This is a genomic window from Shewanella seohaensis (assembly GCF_023283775.1).
Lineage (GTDB): Bacteria > Pseudomonadota > Gammaproteobacteria > Enterobacterales > Shewanellaceae > Shewanella > Shewanella seohaensis.
In genome coordinates this window covers 77,855-100,499 of sequence record NZ_JAKILE010000002.1, presented here as the reverse complement: position 1 = coordinate 100,499, position 22,645 = coordinate 77,855, and the positions used below count along the sequence as shown (strand labels likewise).

At 47.8% G+C, this 22,645-nt stretch carries 20 protein-coding genes; 10 read left to right on the top strand and 10 right to left on the bottom strand.

The window, feature by feature from the left end; translation table 11 throughout:
- Positions 1–21: 21 nt before the first annotated feature.
- The 3 genes from L2713_RS02650 to L2713_RS02640 all read left to right on the top strand — a co-directional run bounded on the left by L2713_RS02650 (position 22) and on the right by L2713_RS02640 (position 4,022).
- Entirely contained in the window at positions 22–2,346 is a 2,325-nt protein-coding gene (locus L2713_RS02650; RefSeq protein ID WP_248966820.1) for a sensor histidine kinase, read from the top strand.
- Complete coding sequence (locus L2713_RS02645) at positions 2,336–3,613, top strand: sigma-54-dependent transcriptional regulator (RefSeq protein WP_248966819.1); 1,278 nt, start codon at positions 2,336–2,338, stop codon at positions 3,611–3,613. Before L2713_RS02650 ends, L2713_RS02645 begins: the two co-directional genes overlap by 11 nt.
- Positions 3,614–3,779: 166 nt before the next feature.
- Positions 3,780–4,022 carry a hypothetical protein gene (locus tag L2713_RS02640; protein WP_011626746.1) on the top strand — a complete coding sequence of 81 codons (243 nt, stop codon included), beginning with the start codon at positions 3,780–3,782 and terminating at the stop codon, positions 4,020–4,022.
- Positions 4,023–4,030: 8 nt separating this feature from the next.
- Here the strand turns inward: L2713_RS02640 and L2713_RS02635 are convergent, their stop codons facing one another.
- The 7 genes from L2713_RS02635 to L2713_RS02605 form a co-directional block, all read right to left on the bottom strand.
- Positions 4,031–4,537, bottom strand: a complete 507-nt coding sequence (locus tag L2713_RS02635) for a YgjV family protein (protein WP_248966818.1) — start codon at positions 4,535–4,537, stop codon at positions 4,031–4,033.
- A 133-nt stretch (positions 4,538–4,670) separates the two neighbouring features.
- Positions 4,671–5,279 carry a Crp/Fnr family transcriptional regulator gene (locus L2713_RS02630; protein ID WP_248966992.1) on the bottom strand — a complete coding sequence of 203 codons (609 nt, stop codon included), beginning with the start codon at positions 5,277–5,279 and terminating at the stop codon, positions 4,671–4,673.
- Between the two features lie 4 nt (positions 5,280–5,283).
- Positions 5,284–5,910 carry a fumarylacetoacetate hydrolase family protein gene (locus tag L2713_RS02625; RefSeq protein WP_248966817.1) on the bottom strand — a complete coding sequence of 209 codons (627 nt, stop codon included), beginning with the start codon at positions 5,908–5,910 and terminating at the stop codon, positions 5,284–5,286.
- A 48-nt stretch (positions 5,911–5,958) separates the two neighbouring features.
- Positions 5,959–6,972, bottom strand: coding sequence for a succinylglutamate desuccinylase/aspartoacylase family protein (locus L2713_RS02620; RefSeq protein ID WP_208659481.1), 1,014 nt, complete (start codon positions 6,970–6,972; stop codon positions 5,959–5,961).
- Positions 6,973–7,042: 70 nt separating this feature from the next.
- Positions 7,043–7,579 (bottom strand): MarR family winged helix-turn-helix transcriptional regulator, encoded by a 537-nt coding sequence (locus L2713_RS02615; RefSeq protein ID WP_248966815.1) that lies wholly within the window; start codon positions 7,577–7,579, stop codon positions 7,043–7,045.
- Between the two features lie 175 nt (positions 7,580–7,754).
- On the bottom strand, positions 7,755–8,318 hold the full coding sequence (locus L2713_RS02610; RefSeq protein ID WP_011626751.1) for a PhnA domain-containing protein: 564 nt from the start codon (positions 8,316–8,318) through the stop codon (positions 7,755–7,757).
- 134 nt (positions 8,319–8,452) lie between these two features.
- Positions 8,453–10,666 (bottom strand): TonB-dependent receptor domain-containing protein, encoded by a 2,214-nt coding sequence (locus L2713_RS02605; RefSeq protein ID WP_346347592.1) that lies wholly within the window; start codon positions 10,664–10,666, stop codon positions 8,453–8,455.
- A 230-nt stretch (positions 10,667–10,896) separates the two neighbouring features.
- Here L2713_RS02605 and L2713_RS02600 point away from each other — a divergent pair, with 230 nt between their 5' ends.
- Positions 10,897–11,604 carry a DUF2461 domain-containing protein gene (locus tag L2713_RS02600; protein WP_248966811.1) on the top strand — a complete coding sequence of 236 codons (708 nt, stop codon included), beginning with the start codon at positions 10,897–10,899 and terminating at the stop codon, positions 11,602–11,604.
- 108 nt (positions 11,605–11,712) lie between these two features.
- Here the strand turns inward: L2713_RS02600 and L2713_RS02595 are convergent, their stop codons facing one another.
- The gene (locus L2713_RS02595; protein ID WP_089067368.1) at positions 11,713–12,324 is read right to left on the bottom strand and encodes a TetR/AcrR family transcriptional regulator; all 612 of its coding nucleotides are present in this window, start codon (positions 12,322–12,324) and stop codon (positions 11,713–11,715) included.
- A 155-nt stretch (positions 12,325–12,479) separates the two neighbouring features.
- Between L2713_RS02595 and L2713_RS02590 the strand changes: the two genes are divergently transcribed.
- The 5 genes from L2713_RS02590 to L2713_RS02570 all read left to right on the top strand — a co-directional run bounded on the left by L2713_RS02590 (position 12,480) and on the right by L2713_RS02570 (position 19,200).
- The gene (locus L2713_RS02590; protein WP_011623446.1) at positions 12,480–13,106 is read left to right on the top strand and encodes a glutathione S-transferase; all 627 of its coding nucleotides are present in this window, start codon (positions 12,480–12,482) and stop codon (positions 13,104–13,106) included.
- Positions 13,107–13,167: 61 nt separating this feature from the next.
- The gene (locus L2713_RS02585; RefSeq protein ID WP_248966809.1) at positions 13,168–13,836 is read left to right on the top strand and encodes a glutathione S-transferase family protein; all 669 of its coding nucleotides are present in this window, start codon (positions 13,168–13,170) and stop codon (positions 13,834–13,836) included.
- A gap of 178 nt (positions 13,837–14,014) precedes the next feature.
- Positions 14,015–15,388, top strand: coding sequence for an RsmB/NOP family class I SAM-dependent RNA methyltransferase (locus tag L2713_RS02580; RefSeq protein ID WP_248966807.1), 1,374 nt, complete (start codon positions 14,015–14,017; stop codon positions 15,386–15,388).
- A 288-nt stretch (positions 15,389–15,676) separates the two neighbouring features.
- Positions 15,677–15,835, top strand: coding sequence for a hypothetical protein (locus L2713_RS02575; protein ID WP_011626757.1), 159 nt, complete (start codon positions 15,677–15,679; stop codon positions 15,833–15,835).
- Positions 15,836–16,074: 239 nt separating this feature from the next.
- Entirely contained in the window at positions 16,075–19,200 is a 3,126-nt protein-coding gene (locus tag L2713_RS02570) for an NAD(P)-binding protein (protein ID WP_248966805.1), read from the top strand.
- A gap of 104 nt (positions 19,201–19,304) precedes the next feature.
- Here the strand turns inward: L2713_RS02570 and L2713_RS02565 are convergent, their stop codons facing one another.
- Complete coding sequence (locus tag L2713_RS02565; protein ID WP_248966803.1) at positions 19,305–20,972, bottom strand: diguanylate cyclase; 1,668 nt, start codon at positions 20,970–20,972, stop codon at positions 19,305–19,307.
- Between the two features lie 197 nt (positions 20,973–21,169).
- Between L2713_RS02565 and L2713_RS02560 the strand changes: the two genes are divergently transcribed.
- Entirely contained in the window at positions 21,170–22,021 is an 852-nt protein-coding gene (locus L2713_RS02560; protein ID WP_011717739.1) for a DMT family transporter, read from the top strand.
- 55 nt (positions 22,022–22,076) lie between these two features.
- Here L2713_RS02560 and L2713_RS02555 read toward each other — a convergent pair whose 3' ends face one another.
- Positions 22,077–22,616 (bottom strand): YfaZ family protein, encoded by a 540-nt coding sequence (locus L2713_RS02555; RefSeq protein ID WP_011626761.1) that lies wholly within the window; start codon positions 22,614–22,616, stop codon positions 22,077–22,079.
- Between the last annotated feature and the right edge of the window lie 29 nt (positions 22,617–22,645).

Below are 22,645 nucleotides of genomic sequence, written 5' to 3'. Positions count from 1 at the left end.
ACATCCCTAGGCGGCAAATTAATGCTCGCCTTTGCGAGCATGACGTTCTTAAATCTATTTATTGGTATTACGACAGTGCTCATTTGGGAAGAACTGAGTAATAAAATCAATCATATTGTCGAGCACAGTCTGCCACCGTTAAATGGCGCTTATATGCTCGAACGCTCTAGTGGAAACCTGCAAAGCATTATCTCGAACAGTTATAAAATTAATGATGAACTCGGCTATCAAAATTTTGAGAACGATTTAAAAAATGAAATCGACACGATTAAGCAAGCCTATATCAGCAGCAACCCCGACCGCCAATTACTCCCAGAGCAAAGGCTGGCACTCGAGCACTTTTCCCGTTTAATCGAACAACAGGACACATTGTTAAAGCAAAAAATAGCCTATAGCCAAGAGCTTGATAACCTTCAAAAACGTATCACTTGGTTGCATCAGGATTTGAATGATGAGATGACACCTTTGATGCAGGAAGTCGAGTGGCACGTCACTCGGTTACTCTCGCACCCTGTCGATAACCTATCGCCGAATGCCCTAATGAATGAGTTCTTTATTCTGCAGGAGTTATCGACCAAGGAGACTGAGCTATTTACCCTAGTGAATGAGATTATTGACCAGAGATACACCCGGGAATTAACTAGTGCCTTCTCATATCTGGATCAAAAAATCGCTGAAATCGAAACCTTAGTGGAGAAACTCACTAGCTTCCCTTCGACAATCAGCCATAGACAGATCATGAAGAATCTCATCACCCTGATTAGCTCTAATGGTGAATTGATCCGACTACTTAAATTGGATACCCAGGCGCAATTGGCCTTATCCCAATTAGCCGACCCCTTAACCCAAGTGTTAACCCAATTTCACCTCAAAAACATTGCGACACTCGAACAATCGAGCCAAGCGTTTAACTCCCTCAACACCAACACTAAGTCGATGATCATCAATGGCAAATTGATAATTGTGCTTATCTCTATCATCTCTATTGTGATCAGTGTGTTAGTGCTGACAGTGCTTATCCGCCAACGGGTATTAAAGCGCCTCAATACCCTCGAAATTGACCTGAAAAATGTAGCCGACGGCCATTTAGATTGGCCTATCACCACCCAAGGAAAAGATGAAATTGGCCATATGGGAGACTGTTTACGGCAGTTCTGTGTCGATATGCAGGCCATGGTCAAAAGCAATGCGCTAACGCTGATCAATAACGCGCAAGCCAGCTTGATCACCTGTCATCCCAATGGCGAAATCGAATCTGCTAACCCCCATGCATTGCAATTATTGAGTCTGAACACACTCTCGCCGCAATTGACCCTGTGGCAGGCGTTTCCTGCCGCTTGCCAACCACAATTATTGGCGCAATTCGCCGCCGATAGCGAATTGAGCCGGACAGGACAAAGTGAATGCATCCTTAATTTAGTGAAACATAACGCGCCGCAGTACTTACATTTTCACCTACAGGCTTTCGAACACGCTCGCCAAGCCAAGTATATGGTGACGATTACCGACATCACTAAACAGGAGCTAAACACCCGCGAACTCGAACGCTTAGTGGCGGACAGAACCTTAAACCTCACGGTGAAAAACCAAGAGTTAACCGCAGAAATTGAGCAACGCAAACTGGCGGAAGCGCATTTACATCAAGCGCAGGCAGACCTTATCCAAGCGGCCAAAATGGCGGCGGTCGGCCAAACCATGACCAGCCTTGCCCATGAGTTAAACCAGCCGCTGTCGGCCGTCAGCACCTATTTATACAGTTGCCGCTTGGCGCTTGAGACCAATCAACTCGAGTTACTCACCGAGATGCTCGGTAAGACGGAAAAGATGAACCTTAGGATGGCAAAAATTATTTCGGCTATCCGTAACTTTGCGCGCAAGTCCCCCACGCAGGTGGAGAGCGTCAGTATCGATATCAATCAACTGGTGAATAACGCGCTGGTACTGGTCGAAACCCGCGCGCACAACGAAAACATCATTGTTCACAATGGGTTAACTAAAGAATATCTTATCCAAGTGGATGCGGTTCAAGTCGAGCAAGTGCTGCTCAACATCCTGATTAATGCCATGGATGCCACCGCAAGCCAGACCGATAAACATATCTATGTGACTGTGCTTGAACAAAGCGCAGCCAAACTGACGCTGGCCATTTACGACAATGGCCCGGGATTTGCGCCAAGTATTTTACCGCAAATTTTCACCCCCTTTACCACCACCAAGGCCGTTGGTCTAGGCTTAGGATTGAGCATCTGCCGCTCGATTCTCGAACGTTTTAACGCTGACATTTATCTGGCATCACACTTAGATGGCGGCGCTATGATTATTTTGGAGTTCCGCAATGCCGATTGAAAATTCGACGCCCTTTAGCGTGCTACTCGTCGATGATGATGAGGATGTACTGACGGCATACCGTCATTTGTTGCAGCTTTCGGGCTACAGCGCTAAGGGAACCCACTCGCCGACTAAGGCCCTTGCCCTACTCAATGAACATTGGAATGGGGTTGTCGTCTCAGACATTTATATGCCGGCGATGAATGGCATGGATTTACTCAATGAAGTGAAAAAAATCGATCCCGAAATCCCCGTCATCATGATCACTGGTCATGGTGATATTCCTCTGGCCGTCGAGGCGGTTAAACGGGGGGCATTCGATTTTCTCGAAAAACCCCTCGATTCGGCGCAATTTTTACAGCTGCTCAAGCGCGCACAACAGATCCGCCAAGGGATCATTGAACAGCGGGAAGCGATTTCGAGCACCTTTAAGGAGCACCTCTTTGGCACCAGCGAGCAAATCAACCAGATCCGCCAGCAACTGAGCCAGATTGCCAGAATCGATAAAGATGTGATGATTGAGGGGCAAATCGGCACGGGTCGCCATTTAGTCGCTTCCGTGCTTCATAGCTTAAGTCAGCATAAAAACAACAGCTTAATCATCCATGACTGTAAAGAGTCCCCCAGCTTAACCGAGTTAGAGGCCAGCATTGCCAAAGTCCAAAACGGCACCTTAGTGCTGCGTTCATTAACTCAACTGAGCCACGAGCATCAACGCTGGCTATGCACTCGCCTGCTGGATCAAGAGAGACTCAACACCAAAAGCCATAGAACCATTTGTATCTTCGATACTAATCCCGACGATGAGGTCAAAACCGGCGCTTTGTTGCCCGAACTCTATTACTACTTCTCACAGGCTCGGATCCAATTGCCCACCTTGGCCGAGCGTAAGAGCGATATTATTCCCTTGTTCCGTAACTTCCTGAGCCAAAGCTGTAAGCGCTTTGACATCCCTATCCCTAAAATTGACTTAAATTACATAGAGATCCTCAAGCGCCACCATTGGCCAGGAAACATCCGCGAGCTGCGAAACCTCGCCGAGCTCTATGCGGTTGGCATTATCAAACTCCCCGGCGAAGAAACCCTTAAATTAGTGCAAGCCCCCGAGGCACCGCTCGATGAACTCGTCGACGCCTATGAGAAGCAAGTGATTGAGAACATTCTGTATTTGTGTTCAGGCAGGGTAACAGATGCCGCTAATTACTTAGGGATCCCACGTAAGAAGCTGTACCTAAGAATGAAAAAACTGAACTTGGAGAAAGATAAGTTTAAGCCTAAGTCATAAATCGATGCCCTCGGCTTGCTCATCGCTCAGATGAGTAAGCCGATTTGCGCTTTTCCATCCAGCACCAACTCAGGCTATAATCCCCACTCTGGTGGATAGGCAAGTCCTTGCGTAGCCCCACAGTGAATCGTTAACCCCTGTTGAATCCTTAAGGATCTGATTGCCTATGACCAATGCATCGACTAGCCCTTTTGCCGTGTTAAACCAAAGCACTGCAAACTCGTTTAATGAACAGAAAAACCTGATTAAACGGGTCTTTAAAGGCAAGCCAGTGCAATGTCCAAGCTGCAATCAAACCCTTAAAGTTATCTTGCCGGAGACGGCTAAAGCCGACCAAGCCGCTGGTATTTTCTGCCCAAAGGGCTGTACCGATATCGAGCTAGATATGGAAGCCGTGGCAGGTATCTAAGCCTTCCTTTAGGATGAGCGTAATTGTCCTCGAAAATAGTGGCGGTAATATCCCACGAGATTACTGCCTATAAACAGCAGCTCCATCAATACCGCCACGGGCGAGCCGACTAAAATATTGTGGCACAACCAAAAACTGGTGCCGACTATCATCAATAAGCGCAGATTTTTATCCGTCTGACAAAAAGCGGCGCGGGTTTGAAACAGTGTACCAATACAACTTACCACGCTCACAAGCCCGCTGTAGGTCAAGCCGCTCATTAGCACCGCCGCCCCGCTAAAACCCCACATGGCCTTTTTAGACGTCGTAAAAATGCTGGTGAGGTAACGCACACTGGCAATCCCCATTAGCCCTGCGGCCGTCCATTGTGCCAATAAACAAAAATGGATGGAGATTAAGATGCCCGAGACGAATAAGCAGGCGACGATGCGCTCACGCGCCTTAAATTGAAACGAGATCAAATCGAAAACGATGGCAATCGCCACCAAAAGTTGCGACAGGGTAAAAGCACTCAAGATAGGCTCCTCTAAGGTTCGATATCGGCCTATAACATAAGCCGATACATTCCGCTGTGACTCAGACTGGTAGCCGAAGAGCATGCTGGGGATGACCAAAAAGCGCATTAACTTAAGTTAATTGGATGGCTGTTTATACTGAATCTTGCAAACGTCTACGGATCCGCGACAGGCTAATCGCGGTAATGCCAATATAATTAGCCAGTTGGGCATGGGTTAACCGTTCAACCCAGAGGGGAAAATGCTCGAGTAAATGTAAGTAACGTTGCTCTGGTGTGTTAAGCAGCAAAAAGGCTTCTTTTTGTTCTTTATACAATAATTGCTGTTTGAGTAGCGCAAATTGTACTCGCTGCATCGATGGCTCGTTTAACACGGCAAGTGGCATTTGTACTAGCCTACAAGCACTGACGGTTTCTAGCTGATAGGGCGCAAGATCCTGCTTTAACCAACTGCGATATAAGAAACAAAGCTCACCTTCGAAGTAAAACTCCTTGCAGCGCTCACTGCCCTCTTGGGTATAGTGGCAAGCGCGCACTATGCCTTCCACCACAAAATAGGCAAAGGGCTGAAGCTCGCCTTGGGGTAACAAGCACTCACCAGGCAAACATACGAGCGCCCTTGCTTGAGTGAGTAGCGGCGCTAAGTGCTCAGGCTCGGCCCCTAAGGCGAGCAAATATTGCCAAAGGGGTTGGATTGCCTGCTCAGTTGCCGCCTGATGAGCCGATGCAGAGTGCGCCGTCATTGCATTACTGGCTTTGCCATTCACATTCGACCAAGGGCGTTGGGTGTGACGCATCCTTCAGGCCTAAGGCCACCTTAAATACCCGATTCGGTGGAATGATGCCAACCCCTTTTGGGGTGCCTGTCATCACAATATCGCCATCTTCTAAGGTGGTAAAACTTTGTAATTCTTCTAGAATCGTCTGCGGATTATAGATCATTAACTCAATATGGCCCGCTTGGGTTAACGCCCCGTCAATCGTTAAGCTAAATTCAAATGCCGCGCTGGCATCATCGATAGCAACAAAGGGACTAAAGAGCGCCGCGCCATCGAAGGCTTTCGCTTTTTCCCAGGGTAATCCCTTGGCTTTCAGTTTGCTTTGCAGCTCTCGCTTAGTGAGATCCAGCCCGACCCCAACATGGCTAAAACGCCCCTGCTGATAGATAAAACACAGCTCAGTTTCATAGTGCAGCGCTTCGCCTAAATGCTCAGCATGCAGTACTGTGCTAATCGCCGAGTTGGGCTTGAAAAACACCACCATGTCTTCGGGAATGTCATTACCCAGTTCGTGGATATGGTCGACATAATTACGCCCAATACAAAGAATTTTACTCGGGCAAATCTGTTTATCACCGACGTTAACAGTCTTCATTTGACTCCTCATTGGGCTATTGGCTGTAAAGCTAAGGCACAGTTAATATCAGGCGTATTCCATTAAAAATTCATCGAGTTGTTCGTTGGCGATTTCAATTTCATCCCCCTCGAACTGCGCAATGTGGAACATGCCCTCACCTTCGTTGGTCACAGGTATATTGCTGATCCCTATGATAATGCCATCGGTGGGCGCGCGAATGGCTACGCTATCGCCCCCATGCGGACTCACAATATGGGCGATGATATACCCCTTATTGACCCGCTGCCCGAGTTTAAGCTTCATATTCACTAAACCATCGGACTCACTGCGGACCCAATAACTGCGTATTGCGCTGACACTGGCAACCTTGTTACTGACTCGCCCTTTGAGCATACCTAGGCTGCGCATCACATTGAGTACGCCCTTAAGACCCGACTTAATTGCAAGCTCACTAAAGCGCAGCGCCTCGCCCGCCTCATACAAAATACAGGGAATGCCCTGCTGGTTCGCATAGCCACGCATCGACACGCTGCGCGCCTTGGAGTGCATGATAAGTGGCGCGCCGAAGGCATTGGCCATGGCTAACATGGTTGCATCACCGGTATCGCAGCGGATCTGCGGCAAGTTATCCCTATGAATAGCGCCCGTATGTAAATCAATCACATGGGTTGCATGCACCAGTAATTGGGTGGCAAAAAGGTTGGCTAAACGGCTCGCGAGCGCACCTTTGCTCGAGCCGGGGAAACAACGATTAAGATCGCGTCTATCGGGGAGATAACGGGATTGTTGAATAAAACCAAACACATTGACTATGGGCACCACAATCAGGGTGCCGGCCAAATTCTTAGGATTGACGCGCCCAAGCAAGCGCCGGCAGATCTCTATGCCATTGAGCTCATCACCATGAATGGCGGCGCAGACTAATAGTGTCGGGCCAGGTTTGAGGCCATGGAACACTTCAACATGAATATCGAGTTGGGTATCGGTATAGAGTTTAGCGGCGGGAAGTTTTATCCCCATTTGCGTGCCCGCAACTACTCGCTTGCCTTCAATTTCAAACGCTTCGCGTTTTTTTACCATAGTCACTCCCTGATGCTATCCCTAAGACGCCATACAACACTTTGTCTCTCGTCCCCAAAAACTGGGTCGATTACCGTTCAAAGTGAGCAAGCCACGTCTTTAAAATCTGCTGCAATGTTTCGCGCTCAGCGCTCGGCACCCCTGCCAATAACGCGCTCTGGCATTGAATATGTTTGGGCAGCGCCGCATCAATCAACGCCTTGCCTTCTGCGGTGAGCGACACATGCACGGCGCGGCGGTCTTCCTTACTGTGCTCACGGGCAATCAGCCCTTTATTTTCAAGCCGGTCTAAGCGACTGGTCATGGCGCCCGAGCTTAACATCATGCTCTGATACAGCTGCGAAGGCGATAGCATATAAGGCTCGCCCGAACGTCTGAGGGTCGCGAGCACATCAAACTCCCCCTGACCTAAGCCAAATTCGCCATGACAAAAGGCGATGGCGTTTTCCATATATTTGGTCAGGCGCGCAATGCGCCCTAACACCGCCATTGGCACTAGATCCTCTGTCACCCCCTGAGCCTGCCACTGCCCAAGGATGTTATCTAATCCATCTTTAGCGGAAGTCGACTGTTGCTTTGCGTCGGGTGATTGCGAGTCGTTTACCATAGCTTTATCTCTATATAAAGATTCTTCACATGCCACACATTTTATCGCCTAATTAAACGATTTGTATATGCGCAGGCTTTTCGTGGGCAGATAAGATTGCATTCAGCATAAAAAAACCGCCCAATTAATACAAATTGGGCGGTTCAGTGTTCAAACAAGCTTTAGTGGTAGTGACTTACGACTTTTTCACAAAGCAGGTCAGGATCACGATGCGAGTGCCATTCACACGGCCTTCGATATGCTCTGGATTATTGGTCAACGAGATATTGCGAACCGCGGTGCCGCGTTTTGCCACAAAGCTGGTGCCTTTAACGTTGAGATCTTTAATGATAACAACGGTATCGCCAGCGTTCAGTACCGCACCGTTGCTGTCTAAGGTTGGTGGTGTATCATCGCTCGCGGCAGCCGCTTCGGCATCGCCCCAAGCGCGTAAATCCTCTTCCAGATACAGCATATCCAGTAAATCCTGCGCCCAGCTTTCACTGCTTAGGCGTTTCAGCATGCGATATGACATCACTTGAACCGCCGGGACTTGGCTCCACATGCTGTCGTTCAGACAACGCCAGTGGTTCATGTCCATGGTATCCGGCGCTGCGATTTGGCTGCTGCAATTTTCACAAATCATGATCTCGTTTTCATGACCATCGGAAGCCGGTAAGTCATAAATAGAGAGTTCGACGTCACTTGCGCAGAGTTCACATTTGCCGCCACAGCGAGTTAGCAATTCATTTTCAGTCATTTTTTCTGTCTACATGCGTAATAAAACGCGGATTATGCCATAAATTGGCTTTTCACGGCAGGGGGGAAGGCAAGATAACCCTATTTTTTATATGAGTTATCTGTTTGTCCATCCTTGGAATTGCCATTTAATCCTTAAAATTCATAAGCTAAACTGAGTCTGATATCTCGCCCCGGCGCGGGGATACCATCCGACAGAAACGGCGTCACTTGCTGGTTCGTCAGATTTTTTGCCATTAAGCGCACGCTTAGCCCTTTGAGTGTTTCTTGAGGCTCGTAGGCTAAATATATATTTTGTAAGAAGTAATTCTCACTTGGGGACTCAGCGTTAAAGATATCCCCCTGAGGCACATTATCCTGCGCATCGTACCAAGTACCTTGCCAAGCGACTGAAATGTCATCGGTAATGTACATGCCCACACGCAGGCGAATATCCAGCGGCGCAATATTAGCAAGGTATTCATCCTCGCCTTGGCTGTCTCTGAGCGATCCCCGATGCTCGCCCTGTAACCAAGAAATGGCTAAGTCACTGAATAAATCCTGATAACGGTATTGGGACTCGAGATCGGCGCCGTAGATCTCATAGCCGTCAAGATTGGTGTAACCACTTTGAATCGCTTGATTGGGGTCGGACTTTGCCCCGCGGCGCTGGGCAATATCATCTCGCCCCAAGTTAGCAAAGAGGGTCACTTGGGTTGAAAGCGTATCTTGGGCGGCAAAAAGATGGCTTTGCTGCGTCATCAAGCCCAGTTTAAAGGCGTGCAGACGCTCAACATCGATATCTCGACTCGTGCCGGTAATGCTCGCCTTGGCGTATTGCACCGCATAGATTTCATCGACCACTGGCGCCTGTAAGCTGTAGGCGTAATCGAAATTCACTCGGGTATTAGTTGTTAACTGGTAGTCGATACCCAATCGCGGTGAAAAGCCCGAATGGTGAGTCGAACTGTAGTCGTGCCCTGCCTCGATATCGTTGTAATCGGGGGCAATGTTGGGGCGACCAATGCTATAGATAAAGTCATACCGTAGTGAAGGAGTGATGGTGAGCTCATCCGTCACACTAATCGCATCGCGTAGATACACTGCATAGGTATCCTGACGCCCTTCGGGCTGATAATAAGGCGTGTACCAACCGTAGTTTTTCTCAGGATTTTTATCATAACTTTTATTAAAGACCATTGAATCCCTATCGAGGCTGCGGAACTGCAACCCTGCGGTGATCTCATGCTCCCCAACAATACTTAAGTTGTTGATGTCAATGTAGTCACGCTTGTAATCCAGCCAAGATTCATGGCCGAAGTTACCGACGGAGACAGTCATTTTCTCCCACGCGATTGGCGGCCTGATCCAATGGCGCGCATTCGCCGAATGGGAAATCACAATCTGGGTATCAATTAAAGGATTACTCGGTGAATAGCGATAATTCGCCGACCAAGTATTGTCTTCATAGGTGTTATAAGCCGTGGTGGCATAGAGCGCCTGCTCATAGGAGCCATATTTACGGATGTTGTAGTCAGAAATCGCGGGCATAGGACCACGGCGATTGGCCCAAGGCTTTCGCCCTTCGTCGAGGTAATGGGTCAGGCTCAACATAAATTGATGATCGCCCTGCTCATAATCCAGTTTGCCGAGGTAATTATTTTGCTCATAACCTGAGTATTCAAATTCATCACCATTAGCGAGCGTCACATCCCCCGCATCACGACGAGTGATATGCAACAAGCCTGAAAGTTGTCGATTCGCTCGGCCATAAAGGGTTCCGGTGTAGCTTTGGGCGTCGTTATTGCTGGCGTAACTGGTTTTAACTCTTGCTCCAACACTTTGATTGTAATTTAAAAAATCATCTGCAGATTTTGTGACTACATACATGGAGCCACCAAAACCGCCGTTACCTGAGCGGACATCGTGGGCCCCTTTAATCACTTCGACTCGCTTGATTAAATCGGGATCTAAGAAGAACGAACCATAGCGATACTGCTCAAATCCCACGGGGGCGTTATCGACATAAATGTTAAAATCTTCGGTTTCGCCAAATCCCCATACGTTAATGCGCTCGCCACCACTGCGAGTCCCACCATCAACATGGGCACCGGCCATATCATCGATGACTTCGGCAAATGTGGTCGCTTGCATCTCTTCAATTTGCTCCATCGAGATGATCGCCTCGCCCGGCTTAGTCATAGTGGTCGCTCGGCGATATTGCTGGCCATGTACTTGTAATATCTCGATTGGCTCGACCTTAGGCGCTCCCAATACCTCCTTGGCATTGAGTGGCAACGCAGGCAATATCGTCAAACCCGCACAACCCATCATTATTTTCGCTATCCTGCTCTTAGGTTGATATCCCATCTCCCCATCCCCTGTTACCTAGTGTAAAAAATAGGGCGGCATTATAGGCATCAAAGTTTAAGATGAGAATAATTCTCACCTAGCTTTACATGTAAATCGCAACCTGATAGTCACTACAGAGAAATGCTCGAAGAATTTGCAATATCCACGCGCATTTGTTCAACTCGCACTAGCCTGTTTTGATTAACGATCGGAATTCCAGTCTCAAGTACCTCAAAGGTTTTATGCACATGACTAAGCTAACCGCACAACCCCAAACCGAGTTGGCATTTACGGCCGCCAGCTTAGATTTTCTTAAGCAGCTGGCGCTCAATAACTCCCGCGACTGGTTTAAAGCCCATCAGGAAGAATATGAAAATAAGGTCAGAACCCCCGCACTGCGTTTTATCGAGCAAATTCAGCCTGATATCCTTGCTATTTCCCCAAGATTAACGGCGGTTGCCAAAAAAGTTGGCGGCAGCTTAATGCGTCCACAGCGCGATAGCCGTTTTAGCAATGATAAGACACCCTACAAGACCAATGTGGGGATCCAGTTTCGGCATTTTCAGGGTAAAGATGTGCATGCACCAGGGCTGTATTTACATATTGCCGAGGATGGATGTTTTATTGCCGCTGGTATTTGGCATCCCGAATCCAAGGTACTGAATGCGATTCGGACTTGTATCGATGAAAACCCCAACGGCTATAAAAAGGCGCTGCACACCTTAACCAATCAAGGATTTGTGATGGATGGTGATAGTTTGACGCGCCCGCCAAAGGGATTCGATAAACATCACCCAATGCTGGACGAGCTCAAACGTAAGGACTTTATCGCGCTAAAGCCAATTCCCTTTGAACGACTTTGCCAAGCCGATGCCGCCCGCTACTGCGCCGAACAATTCACCCACTGTAGCCAATTGATGGCCTACTTGTGCTTTGCCCTCGAATTGGACTTTTAGTTTTTGCATAACTTTTTACATTAGTTTTGCATTAGTTTTTACATTGGTTTTGCGGCTAACGAGACCAAGCATTGACTTGGTCTTATGCTTATCGGTTTAGCCTACATCCTATTTCACATCGACGGGCTTTAGGGGCGTCAACGCGAGACTCTTAAGGTATTCACTTAATACCTCAAATGCGTTATCCAACAGTGCGTATTCCTTCGCCTTGCCTAACACTCTAATCCCTTGTAATTGAAGCACTAAAAATGCCGCGAGCGACTCAGGTTGAACCGATTGAGACAACTCTCCCTGTCGCTGGCTGTAGCCTAATACATCGGCGAAATTACTCTGTAACTGGGCAAATAAGCGCTGGCACTCCTGCTGTACGCAGTCATCGTCGAGGCATTTTTCCATCACCGCATTCTGCATAAAGCAGCCATACTCTTGCTCACGCTGCAAGGCCACAAATCGTGCTAAATAGGTCAAGATTTCACTCAGCCCTGCCTGTGCGTGCAGGATTTGCTCCTTCGCGCCAAAGGAATAATGGTCGAGATAAAAGCGCAGGGATTCGCGATACAAACTCTGCTTATCACCAAAACTGTTATACAAGCTGAAGCGATTAATCCCTAAGTGTTCGACCAGATCAGCAATCGAGGTCTCGGCAAATCCCTTTCGCCAAAACAGCTCCATCGCCTGAACGAGCTTTTCTTGTCTATCAAAATTACAACTGCGTGCCATGATCCAAACCTACATTGATGCCTGCATTAAACGGAATATCATAGGGCAAAAACATTCTTGACTGACCGTTTAGATATGGCGTAAATTCTATCCTAACCGATCGTTCCGTTAAAGCCCTATTTAGGCAAACTTACAGATTAACAGAAGGAAAGAGCATGAAGCTTTATGAATTAGCACCAACGCCAAGCGCAAGACGCGTGAGTATTTTCCTCGCAGAAAAAGGCATCGACATTCCACGTGTGAGTGTGGACATTCGCGGCGGTGAAAACCTTAACCCTGAATTCAAAGCCAAAAGTGTCAACGGCCGCATTCCCCTGCTCGAACTCGATGATGGCAACCATATCTGTGAATCCGTCGCTATTTGCCGTTATCTCGACGAGATCTATCCGAGTGACACTTCCTTATTTGGCAACACGCCGCTAGAGCGCGCTAAAGTGGAAATGTGGCAACGTATTATTGAGTTACAAGGTTTTACAGCAGGTTTTCAAGCCTTTAGAAATCTAACGGGTATCTACAAAGACAGGGAAAATTGTGTCGAAGCCTGGGGCGCAGAATCACGCCAACGGGTCATTGACTTCCTACCGACCTTAGACCAACAATTAGCCAAATCAAGTTATGTTGCGGGCGATAACTTTACGATTGCCGACATTTCTGCATACGTTTTTATTAGCTTTATTAAAAACTTAGATATTCTGGTGGATGACACTCTGCCCCATATTCAGGCTTGGTTTGCGACAGTGGCCCAGCGGCCTGCGATAGTGTCGCTTACCCCGAAAAACTGACAGCGATGCCCTGTTGGGCAGCCAAGTTAAGCACTAACCAGTTAAGACTTAAGGGATAACTATGATTGATTTATATACCGCCGCGACCCCGAACGGTTTTAAAATTTCCATCGCGCTCGAAGAAATGGGTCTCGACTATCGAGTGCATAAATTAGATTTCAACACTAACGAACAGAAACAGCCTGAGTTTCTGGCCATTAACCCTAATGGCCGTATTCCAGCCATTATCGACCGAGATAACGATGACTTTGTGGTGTTCGAGTCCGGTGCGATTCTTCTGTATCTGGCTGAAAAAACGGGTAAGTTTTTGCCTGCCGATCCAAAAAAACGCTCACAGGTCATTCAATGGCTGATGTTCCAAATGAGCGGTGTTGGCCCAATGATGGGTCAAGCTAACGTGTTTTACCGTTACTTCCCCGAAAAAATCCCTGCGGCTATTGAACGTTACCAAAAAGAAGGTCGACGTTTGTTTGAGGTAATGAACACCCAGTTAGCCAAGCATCAGTATCTAGCCGGTGATGAGTACACCATTGCCGATATCGCGACTTGGCCTTGGGTGCGCATCCATGAATGGAGCGGCATCAACATGGAAGGACTCACTCACTTACAACGTTGGTTAGATGAGTTAGCCCTAAGACCCGCTTGCCAAAAAGGCATAGTCACACCGCCGCCTTCGGTCTTGAGTGACGAAGAGCGTGCTAAACAAATCCAGAAGATGGTGACTAAGTAGGTCATCCTATCCTCTCGCGCATTCGTTTTCCCCATCAAGCCCCAACTCAGCATTGGGGCTTTTTTACTGCTAGCGATACGTAAAACTGCTACACTCTGCGCCACTTATTGATTTGCTTGGCCATATTCATCCCATCGGATGCACATCACTCGGCCGAGCCCCTTTTCAGGCTAACTTTATGGGCAATCCAAACGGCTTATCATCAGCAATCATGGCATCTACAGTGAATATCGAACCGCAAACCCTCGCGCAAAAACGCGGATTAAGTTATGCCAATACCATTAAGTTATTGTTCGATGAGATTTTAAATACCAAGCAACCCGCCGACCGAGTTCTCGCGAACTACTTTAGGGAACATAAAAAGCACGGTTCTAAGGATCGCAAAGTGATCCGCGAATCCTTATTTAGCCTGTTCCGTTGGTGGGGCTGGTTTAAAGCCACAGGCGATCATCAACAGGCGCCACAATTTTTTGCCATGCTCAGCGCGAGTGCCTTAATCGAAGCCCATCCATGGCAGGATATCGCCAGTGCCTGGCATGAGCTCGCCCAATCGCCGGTTGATTATCAACAACTTCAGTCCCTTAGCGTTAGCAGCTTAACGGATAAATTGGCACTGGTACGGCAGCAATTTCCAGAAGCGTCCTTTGAACTCACAGATTTATTACCCGAATGGTTTTGGCAGGTATGCCCAATTGCCCCAGAGCTGCGTCCAAATCTCATCGAAGCCATGTCTAGCCGCCCACCAATTTGGGGACGCACGCAGGGAATCAACAGCCAAACAGCAGTCAAACAACTGCAAGCACTTGAGATAGATGCAAGCGTCAGCCTCTATTTTGAAGATGCTATCAACCTTGGCACTAAGAGCATGAATCTCAATGAAATATCACTCTATAAAGAAGGCAAAATCGAGATCCAGGATTTAGCCTCGCAAGTGATAGGTCAAATATGCGCACCAGAGCCTTGGCAACACTGGTGGGATACCTGCAGTGGCGCAGGCGGAAAAACCCTGCAATTGCGATCACTGATGCAAACGGCCACGGCTAAGCACAATCCATTCGTGGGCAGCATAGTCTCATCGGATATTCGCGCCCACGCCTTAGAAGAACTCAGCAAACGTGCCCAACGAGCAAAGTTTGATGGTATCAGCATTGCGCGCTGGCGCAGTGATGCACTGCCGGTCGACGCCAACCATTTTGATGGGGTATTAGTCGACGCCCCCTGTAGCTGCACGGGCACATGGCGCCGCAATCCCGATATGCGCTGGCTCGATAGCCTCGATGCCGTCACTGATAAAGCAGCACTCCAACTGGATATTTTAAGCCGCAGCAGCAAGGCGGTAAAACTGGGCGGAAGCTTAGTCTATGCCACTTGCTCATTATCACCCGTTGAAAATGAGCAAGTAGTTTCCGCCTTTTTACAACAACATCCCGAGTTCAGCTTAGTGCCGATCCGCCACCCCTTTACTGGCGAACAAACAGAAATGTTGACCGTGTGGCCCTTCGAAGCCAATACAGATGGAATGTTTGTGGCGCGCATGCAGCGCAATCACTAGCACTAACTCCTTATTTTTTATCAAAACTTGGCACTCATATCCTGAGTGCCATTCTTTTTGCCTTCGCACAATCTCAATGCGCTTTTTATCTTATTCATTTAATAATCATCAAGATAACCCCTAGGATGCGGGGTAAAATCGCCAACCCAATTCCATTGAGACGTATCCCCCCTTCTTGGACAAAACTTTTCACCATCAGTGATGAAATATTTCGCTTTAGCTTAATCTCGCCTTTGGGTAAAAAGATCGAGTGCTGAGAATGGCACAGGTATTTTTGGAATTTTGACCATGTCACACTCCTATGAATTTGACGACGATGATGCGCCATGGGGCGATAACGTCAAAGGTAAGCAAAAAAACAAACGCGTAAAACAACGTCGCAGGGACACTAAGCGCCGTTATTCAGATGATGCAGAGGTGGATTTCTATCAGCATAAATCGAAGTAACCGATAAACTACCCGTTTGCCTTAGCAAATTCGCGCTTTAATAAGCCAGTCAAATCCGAGCAAGTTGGATAACCTCCAACTTGCTAGTTAGTCCAAGCGTTTCCCCTCTTCTCTGTTTTGATTCAATTGTAAAATCAATAGGCTAATGAGCTGATTTACCCTATGCTCTTTAGGGTTTATTTACGCCCTTTATTGACCAAACCACCTGACACATCTTAACGGGTTTAAAGGATGATCCCATGGAAAAACAACGCCCCGATTTTATCTATCCCCCTGGCAGTATGTTGATGCACTCGCCCTTAGTGTTGAATAAAGCCGATATGTACGGCTTTTTTCTCAAGGGAAAACTCGCCAATCTGCAGCGCTCCATTGATAAAACGCTCAATCAAGTCGCCGGAAGCGCCATGTACTTTAAAGTGCTGTCGCCCTATGTACTGACAACCTTTACCCAAATCGAGAAAGCCTATTCAGAGGACCCGACCGACAGAGCCAAAGGTTGGATCCAAGAAACCGACATCATCACTTGGGTCATGGTCGGTCGCCAAGACAATAGCAACAGCGCATCCATCAGCCATGTGTATTTTCAGCCGCTGCACATTTGGGTAAATGATGCGATGGCCCTGATCAATGGCCGCGAGTTGTTCGGTTATCCCAAGTATTTGTGTGAATACACTATGCCCGCGGTCGGTGAGCCATTAACCCGCCTCTCCTTGACAACAAAGAGCTTTTTACACTTTAGTCCTGACACTGAACTTGCCATGCACCCGCTGATTGAAGTGAATTGCAATGCCAAGCCCGAGGCGCAGCTCACCACGTTAGAAGCCATAGCCCAAACCTGGCAACTCTTTAAAGAACAAACGGATTTTATTCCAGAGCTGGATAAACTAGGTGAGGAGCAACTGTTTCACTTGCTGTTTAAGCCCGCTATCGACCAAGTGTTTTTAAAGCAGTTTCCAGATGCGTCAGGCAAAAAAGCAGTTTATCAGGCGATTACGGCGGCGCCCGCACAGGTCAATAAAGTACACAGTGTTGCCCTGTTGGAAAATGACTTTGTCGCCACCATTTTTGATAACGCCAGCTTCCCACTCAAAGAGACCCTAGGCGTCGAGGTTGGCGAGCAACATGTATTACTGCCCTACCATGTGAACTTTGATTTTGAAGTACCGCCTGGCGAAGTGCTGGTCGATAACTCTGAAATCAAAAAACAAAAAATTGCCATTCTCGGCGGAGGTGTCGCCGCCATGACCGCTGCCTGTTATCTCACCGACAGGCCCGGCTGGCAGAATCAATATGAGATTGATGTCTATCAATTAGGCTGGCGAATCGGCGGCAAGGGCGCAAGTGGCCGTAATGCCGCTATGGGACAACGGATTGAAGAGCACGGCCTGCATATCTGGTTTGGTTTTTATCAAAATGCCTGCGCCTTGATGCGTAAAGCCTATGAAGAATTAGACCGCCCGCCCGAAGCGCCGCTAGCGACCTTCTTCGATGCCTTTAAACCCCATAATTTTATTGTGCTGCAGGAAGAAATTAATGGTCGCTCCGTTAGCTGGCCAATCACCTTCCCCACACTCCCAGGGATCCCTGGAGATGGCACCGAAACATTAACCTTCTGGAAGGTAGTTAAGGCCGCCTTTGCTTGGATAAAAGAATGGTTAAAGGACATGGACTCCCTGCTGGAAGCCGATGAAAAAGCCATGGCGACGCCGAAAAACTGGCTCGATATCAGCTGGTTTGAACGGCTGAAGGATAAGTTAGAGGATTCGGTCGATGATGCGATGGAATCCCTAGACGCCCTAGGTGACAAGCTCGAATGCCATTTTAATCAAATGATTGGCCGCGAATGCGATGAGCATGTCCACAGCGAGAGTGACGATGGTTTGGTCGAATCCGCCGTCGATGCCCTGCACCAAAGGTTGGTTAAACGCTTTAGCAACCATTTAGACACTAACGACGAGTTACGCCATCTGTATATCGCCGTCGACTTAGGCTTAACCATCTTAAAAGGGATGTTTGCCGATGATGTGTTTGAAAAGGGTTTCGACGCCATCAACGACTATGATTACCGCGAATGGTTAACCAAACACGGCGCCAGCCAAAAATACACGGTCGACAGTGCGCCAGTACGCGGTTTTTATGATCTGGTGTTTGCCTACGAAAAAGGCAACTTCGATAAACCTAATGTCGAAGCGGGGACTATTATTCGCTCCATGCTGCGTATCGCCCTGTGTTATCAAGGCGGAGTCATGTGGAAAATGCAGGCGGGTATGGGCGATGTGGTCTTTACCCCCTACTATGAAGTGCTGAAACGGCGCGGGGTTAACTTCCACTTCTTCAATCGGGTTGATAATTTAGAATGTCGCGACAACAGCATTCAAGCGATTGAAATCACTGAGCAAGTCGCACTGGCACCGTCGGTTAAAGACTACAATCCACTCGTGGATGTCAAAGGCTTAGCCTGCTGGCCCAGCACGCCCAATTACGACCAGCTAGAGCCTGATCAAGCCGCATTGCTAAAAGCCCATGATATTAATCTTGAGCACTTCTGGAGCGATTGGGACAATCTGTACGAGGCGCAATTTGGTCAGGCACTACCGAAAAAACGTCTGCAAAAAGGCGTGGACTTCGACAAAGTGATTTTTGGTCTGTCATTAGGATCGGTCCCCCATGTAGCGAGTGAGGTCGTTGCGCAGAGTCCGGCGCTCAAAACCTGTGTCGATAAAGTGCAGACAGTCACGACCCAAGCCTATCAACTGTGGATGAATCAAGATCTTAATGGTATAGGTTGGCCCAATTATTCAGAGGATGGCGAGCAGCCCGTCTTATCCGGCTTTACCGAGCCCTTCGATACGTGGGCATCGATGGACCAATTGCTCGATAAAGAAGACTGGCGCGGCCTAGAGCCTAAAAATGCCAGTTATTTCTGCTCGGCGTTGCCAGTGGATGCTTATCCTCCGCGTACGGATATCGGTTTTCAACAGCGCAAAACCGCCGAAGCCAAGGCTGGCGCCATCAATCAACTCAATACGGAAATTCATAAGCTGTGGCAGCAGGTTGGCGATACCTTCCCTTGGGAATGGTTGCACGATGAACAGCAGCGCCAAGGCGAGGCGCGATTCGATAGCCAATATTGGCGCGCCAATGTGGATCCTTCTGAGCGTTATGTTCTGTCAGTGAAAAGCAGCTCTCAATATCGGATCACCACGGATGGTACGGGCATCGACAATCTGTATATGACGGGAGATTGGATTAAAACCGGGCTCAACGCCAGTTGTGTGGAGGCAGCAACGATGGCGGGAATGCATACTGCCAAAGCCATCTGCGGCCATCCGGCCATTATCAAAGGCGAAAAAGACTTCGCCTAAATACCAAGGGGCTGCATTATGCAGCCCCTTTTTATCCAACTATTTGTATGTGTTCAAATTTAAAGAGGCGCTCGATTAAATGGAGGCTCTTTTAAATAGAGACTCTAAATCGAGACAATCTCGCCCGCGCGGGTATCGGCGTATTCCTGACGGCGCTTTTCCATCCGCGACTGATACAAACTGCTATCGGCGCTGCGAAGCCACTCGTGGGGCTCGGCCACATCGGTATTAATGGCGAAACCAAAACTAAACTGGCAATCCTTTAAGCCCTCAGCGGCAAATTGCGTCGTTAACCCCCTCAAGCAGGTCGTTAAGGTTGCCATACCATTTGCGGGCAGGATCAGCACAAACTCATCGCCACTGATCCGATAAATTTTAAGGTGAGCAATATTAGTCGCCTGCAAAACCTGTACTAAGCGTTGCAGTAAACGGTCGCCCTCTTGATGGCCTAAGGTATCGTTCACCATTTTAAGGCTGTCGACATTGAGTAACACCAAAGCCATTGGCTGAACCACTTTATTGCCAAAAGCCAATTGTGAATTCATAAACTCATCAAAGGCATAGCGATTACCCACTCGGGTTAAACCATCGAGCCTGGCCTTTTCCCAAGCGATTCCTAACTCTTCGATATGCGCCTTACGTTCCTCGGATAGCAGTTTAAGCTTGTTCGCTAAGGCGAGGGATAACAACAGAGCATCCACTGTGCCGCCCAGCAGCGTGGCAAACTCGGCATGTTCGATAAAATCGGGGGTGATCCCCATATTGCCCGGAAGAATAATTAACGCTGGCAGCAATAAACAGCTAAAAGCCATAATAAAATAACGGGCAGGCGCAAAACCTTTCATTAAACAGACATTGCCGCAAGTAATGGCCAGTGCAATCCACAGCATGATTAATACCGAAGCAATAATCGCGGTATAGGACAATAACAACACACTGGTTGGCAGGGCTAAAATGCAGGCGATTAACAGGTACTTGCTAAGGCGCCATAATCGCGGCGAATAGCTGGGAAGCTGTAAGAAGTGTTTGTAGAACAGAATGTTAAATATCGGCAAACTGATAAAAAACAGATGATGCAACTCAAGCTGATGAAAGTTGAATAGGTGCGCCGGTAAATGGAAGGTCAAGGCCCAACCACCAAAATAGGTCAACACATACAGGCCGTAATATAGAAAGGCTTTATCAAAAATAGAGATATAAATCAGCAAATTGTACAGCGCAATAAAAAACAATCCACCTAAACAAATCATTATGGCCAAGGCCATGCGGTCCGTGGTCAGTTGGTGTACTTCTTCCGACTCAATAGCCAGCTCAGGGGCTGATGAGAAATATCGGCTGCTCAGCCGAGTCACTAACCAATAATCCGTCCCCATATTGAGCTTAACTTTACGGCCATAATCGAATAAAAACTCATAGGGCGCATAGTAACCACTCTGGGCAAACTGCACTGAACCATCGCTGCCGAGCAACCAATAATCGACCGATTCGACAATGGAATTACTGGCATCCACCACCCAATGGTTTTGGCGACTGTTGACCATCACGGGAGACACCATCCAATAATCGCCCCCCGCAAGGCTCACCGAACTGGCCTCTTCGAGCTGGCTCATCCATTGAGTCACTTGATTAAAATCAGCCGGTGGCTGTTGTTTATTATCGGCGTGGAATAAATAGGGGGAATCCAACGCAATTTCAGCGCTCAAGGCAAACGGACTAAATGTCCAAAGAAGCAGCAAAAAGCACCAGAAATTGTGTAAGTTAGTTTTGCTCATAGGTATCTTGGTTTATATACCAGCGTCTAGTTCCAGGCAGAAAATCATTTTAGAGTGTTAACTTTATGACTACATTTTATTTTTTACAATTGATTAGACTAAATTAGTCGGCAATCGGGTACCTTATGATGATATTTTAGTCGTTCACTTAGTGCGTAAAAGCTTAGCCACCATTTCAGCCGTTAACTTGGATACCTATGGCACCCTTATTGATGATTCTAGCTGCCCAGTTGTTGATTGCCAGCGGTAACCTATTGGTTAAATTGCTTGAAACGAATGCGCCAGTGTTTCAACTGGTGCTGTATCGCCAATTATTCGCCACGCTCTTAGTATTACCCTTTGTTTGGCGACTACAGGGAAACCTTAAGTTAAGCCCCTTTTACAAGGTGCACTTGAGCCGAGCACTGTTAATAGGCTTAGGCAATGCCATCTTTATGCTAGCGGTGCTGCACTTACCGCTGGCGACTGTGACTGCGGTCATTTATACCTCCCCATTGTTACTGTTGCTGATGTCCGCCTTCTTTTTAAACGAACGCATAGGTTATCGCCGCACCGTCGCGGGGATTATTGGTTTTACGGGCATTTTGCTGATAAGTCAGCCGACGGAATTTAACCTCTATATCGGTCTAGCCTTTTTTGGTGCTATGACCTCGGCAACCAACAGCCTCATTTTGAAGGCATATTCAACCCATGAGCATCCCTTTTCAACACTCTTTTGGTCTAATGCCTTTGCCATGGTTTTTCTGATACCGGCAACCTGGTACGAAGGCGCCGACTTTAGCCTGCCAGTCGCCCAAGTTGGTTTGACCTTAGGCCTGTTTTATATCGGCATGACCTACCTCATCATCCACGCCTATCGGCGTGCCGATGCCAGCCAAATGGCGCCCGTGGAATACACAGGCCTTATTTTTGCCGCATTGTTTGGTTGGTGGTTTTTGGATGAGCACTTAAGCATTGTGGTGTGTATTGGCATAGGACTGGTGATCTTCTCCTCCATCCTGCCAAGCTACAGCGAACTGAAAGCCAAATGGAAAAGCCGGCGAAGTTAACCTTGGCCGGCTTTGACATCGAAGTGGCCTCTGTAAAGGCCACTCAAAGGTGAGATTAGAAGCGGAACTTACCGCCGATGTAAACGCCATCTTCGAAGGTAAAATCACGGGCGTGATCATATTCGAAGGCAATCTTACGGTAACCGACATAGAACGCCATATTAGGATTCACACGGTACTGTACCTTTGAATCCAATTCGTATTGACCATCGACATTACCGAAAGACAATACCGATGGCGCATAGTAAGCAGCGGCATGCAAAGAGATGTTTGGCCCTAACGCCAAGGCATAACGACCACCCACTGACACTGTGCTGCCATTTGGCGCATCATCTGCCCATAACTGGCTTAACTTAGCGCCAACTTCAAAATGATGCACACCCGCATCATGGGTCATGTGCATTGCGCCTTGGGCAATATGACCGCTATCGTCTGAATAAATATATCCTAATACTGCATTGACATCTTTATTCACTTGCAGCTCTAACTCGGTAGAAACCACATCGTTGTTTAACCCAAGATTAAATTCTGACGCATTCACCTGCAGCGCGGCTGCACTCAATAATAAGACACTTGCTACTCTGAACTTAGCCATAAAAACACCTCAATAATGACTGTGGGTAA

What these genes read in the sequence shown, in the direction of transcription:
- L2713_RS02650 (WP_248966820.1), top strand. Translation starts at nt 22, where the DNA reads ATGCTCGCCTTTGCGAGCATGACGTTCTTAAATCTATTTATTGGTATT.
- L2713_RS02645 (WP_248966819.1), top strand. Translation starts at nt 2,336, where the DNA reads ATGCCGATTGAAAATTCGACGCCCTTTAGCGTGCTACTCGTCGATGAT.
- L2713_RS02640 (WP_011626746.1), top strand. Translation starts at nt 3,780, where the DNA reads ATGACCAATGCATCGACTAGCCCTTTTGCCGTGTTAAACCAAAGCACT.
- L2713_RS02630 (WP_248966992.1), bottom strand. Translation starts at nt 5,279, where the DNA reads ATGACGGCGCACTCTGCATCGGCTCATCAGGCGGCAACTGAGCAGGCA.
- L2713_RS02625 (WP_248966817.1), bottom strand. Translation starts at nt 5,910, where the DNA reads ATGAAGACTGTTAACGTCGGTGATAAACAGATTTGCCCGAGTAAAATT.
- L2713_RS02620 (WP_208659481.1), bottom strand. Translation starts at nt 6,972, where the DNA reads ATGGTAAAAAAACGCGAAGCGTTTGAAATTGAAGGCAAGCGAGTAGTT.
- L2713_RS02615 (WP_248966815.1), bottom strand. Translation starts at nt 7,579, where the DNA reads ATGGTAAACGACTCGCAATCACCCGACGCAAAGCAACAGTCGACTTCC.
- L2713_RS02610 (WP_011626751.1), bottom strand. Translation starts at nt 8,318, where the DNA reads ATGACTGAAAATGAATTGCTAACTCGCTGTGGCGGCAAATGTGAACTC.
- L2713_RS02605 (WP_346347592.1), bottom strand. Translation starts at nt 10,666, where the DNA reads ATGGGATATCAACCTAAGAGCAGGATAGCGAAAATAATGATGGGTTGT.
- L2713_RS02600 (WP_248966811.1), top strand. Translation starts at nt 10,897, where the DNA reads ATGACTAAGCTAACCGCACAACCCCAAACCGAGTTGGCATTTACGGCC.
- L2713_RS02595 (WP_089067368.1), bottom strand. Translation starts at nt 12,324, where the DNA reads ATGGCACGCAGTTGTAATTTTGATAGACAAGAAAAGCTCGTTCAGGCG.
- L2713_RS02590 (WP_011623446.1), top strand. Translation starts at nt 12,480, where the DNA reads ATGAAGCTTTATGAATTAGCACCAACGCCAAGCGCAAGACGCGTGAGT.
- L2713_RS02585 (WP_248966809.1), top strand. Translation starts at nt 13,168, where the DNA reads ATGATTGATTTATATACCGCCGCGACCCCGAACGGTTTTAAAATTTCC.
- L2713_RS02580 (WP_248966807.1), top strand. Translation starts at nt 14,015, where the DNA reads ATGGGCAATCCAAACGGCTTATCATCAGCAATCATGGCATCTACAGTG.
- L2713_RS02575 (WP_011626757.1), top strand. Translation starts at nt 15,677, where the DNA reads ATGTCACACTCCTATGAATTTGACGACGATGATGCGCCATGGGGCGAT.
- L2713_RS02570 (WP_248966805.1), top strand. Translation starts at nt 16,075, where the DNA reads ATGGAAAAACAACGCCCCGATTTTATCTATCCCCCTGGCAGTATGTTG.
- L2713_RS02565 (WP_248966803.1), bottom strand. Translation starts at nt 20,972, where the DNA reads ATGAGCAAAACTAACTTACACAATTTCTGGTGCTTTTTGCTGCTTCTT.
- L2713_RS02560 (WP_011717739.1), top strand. Translation starts at nt 21,170, where the DNA reads ATGGCACCCTTATTGATGATTCTAGCTGCCCAGTTGTTGATTGCCAGC.
- L2713_RS02555 (WP_011626761.1), bottom strand. Translation starts at nt 22,616, where the DNA reads ATGGCTAAGTTCAGAGTAGCAAGTGTCTTATTATTGAGTGCAGCCGCG.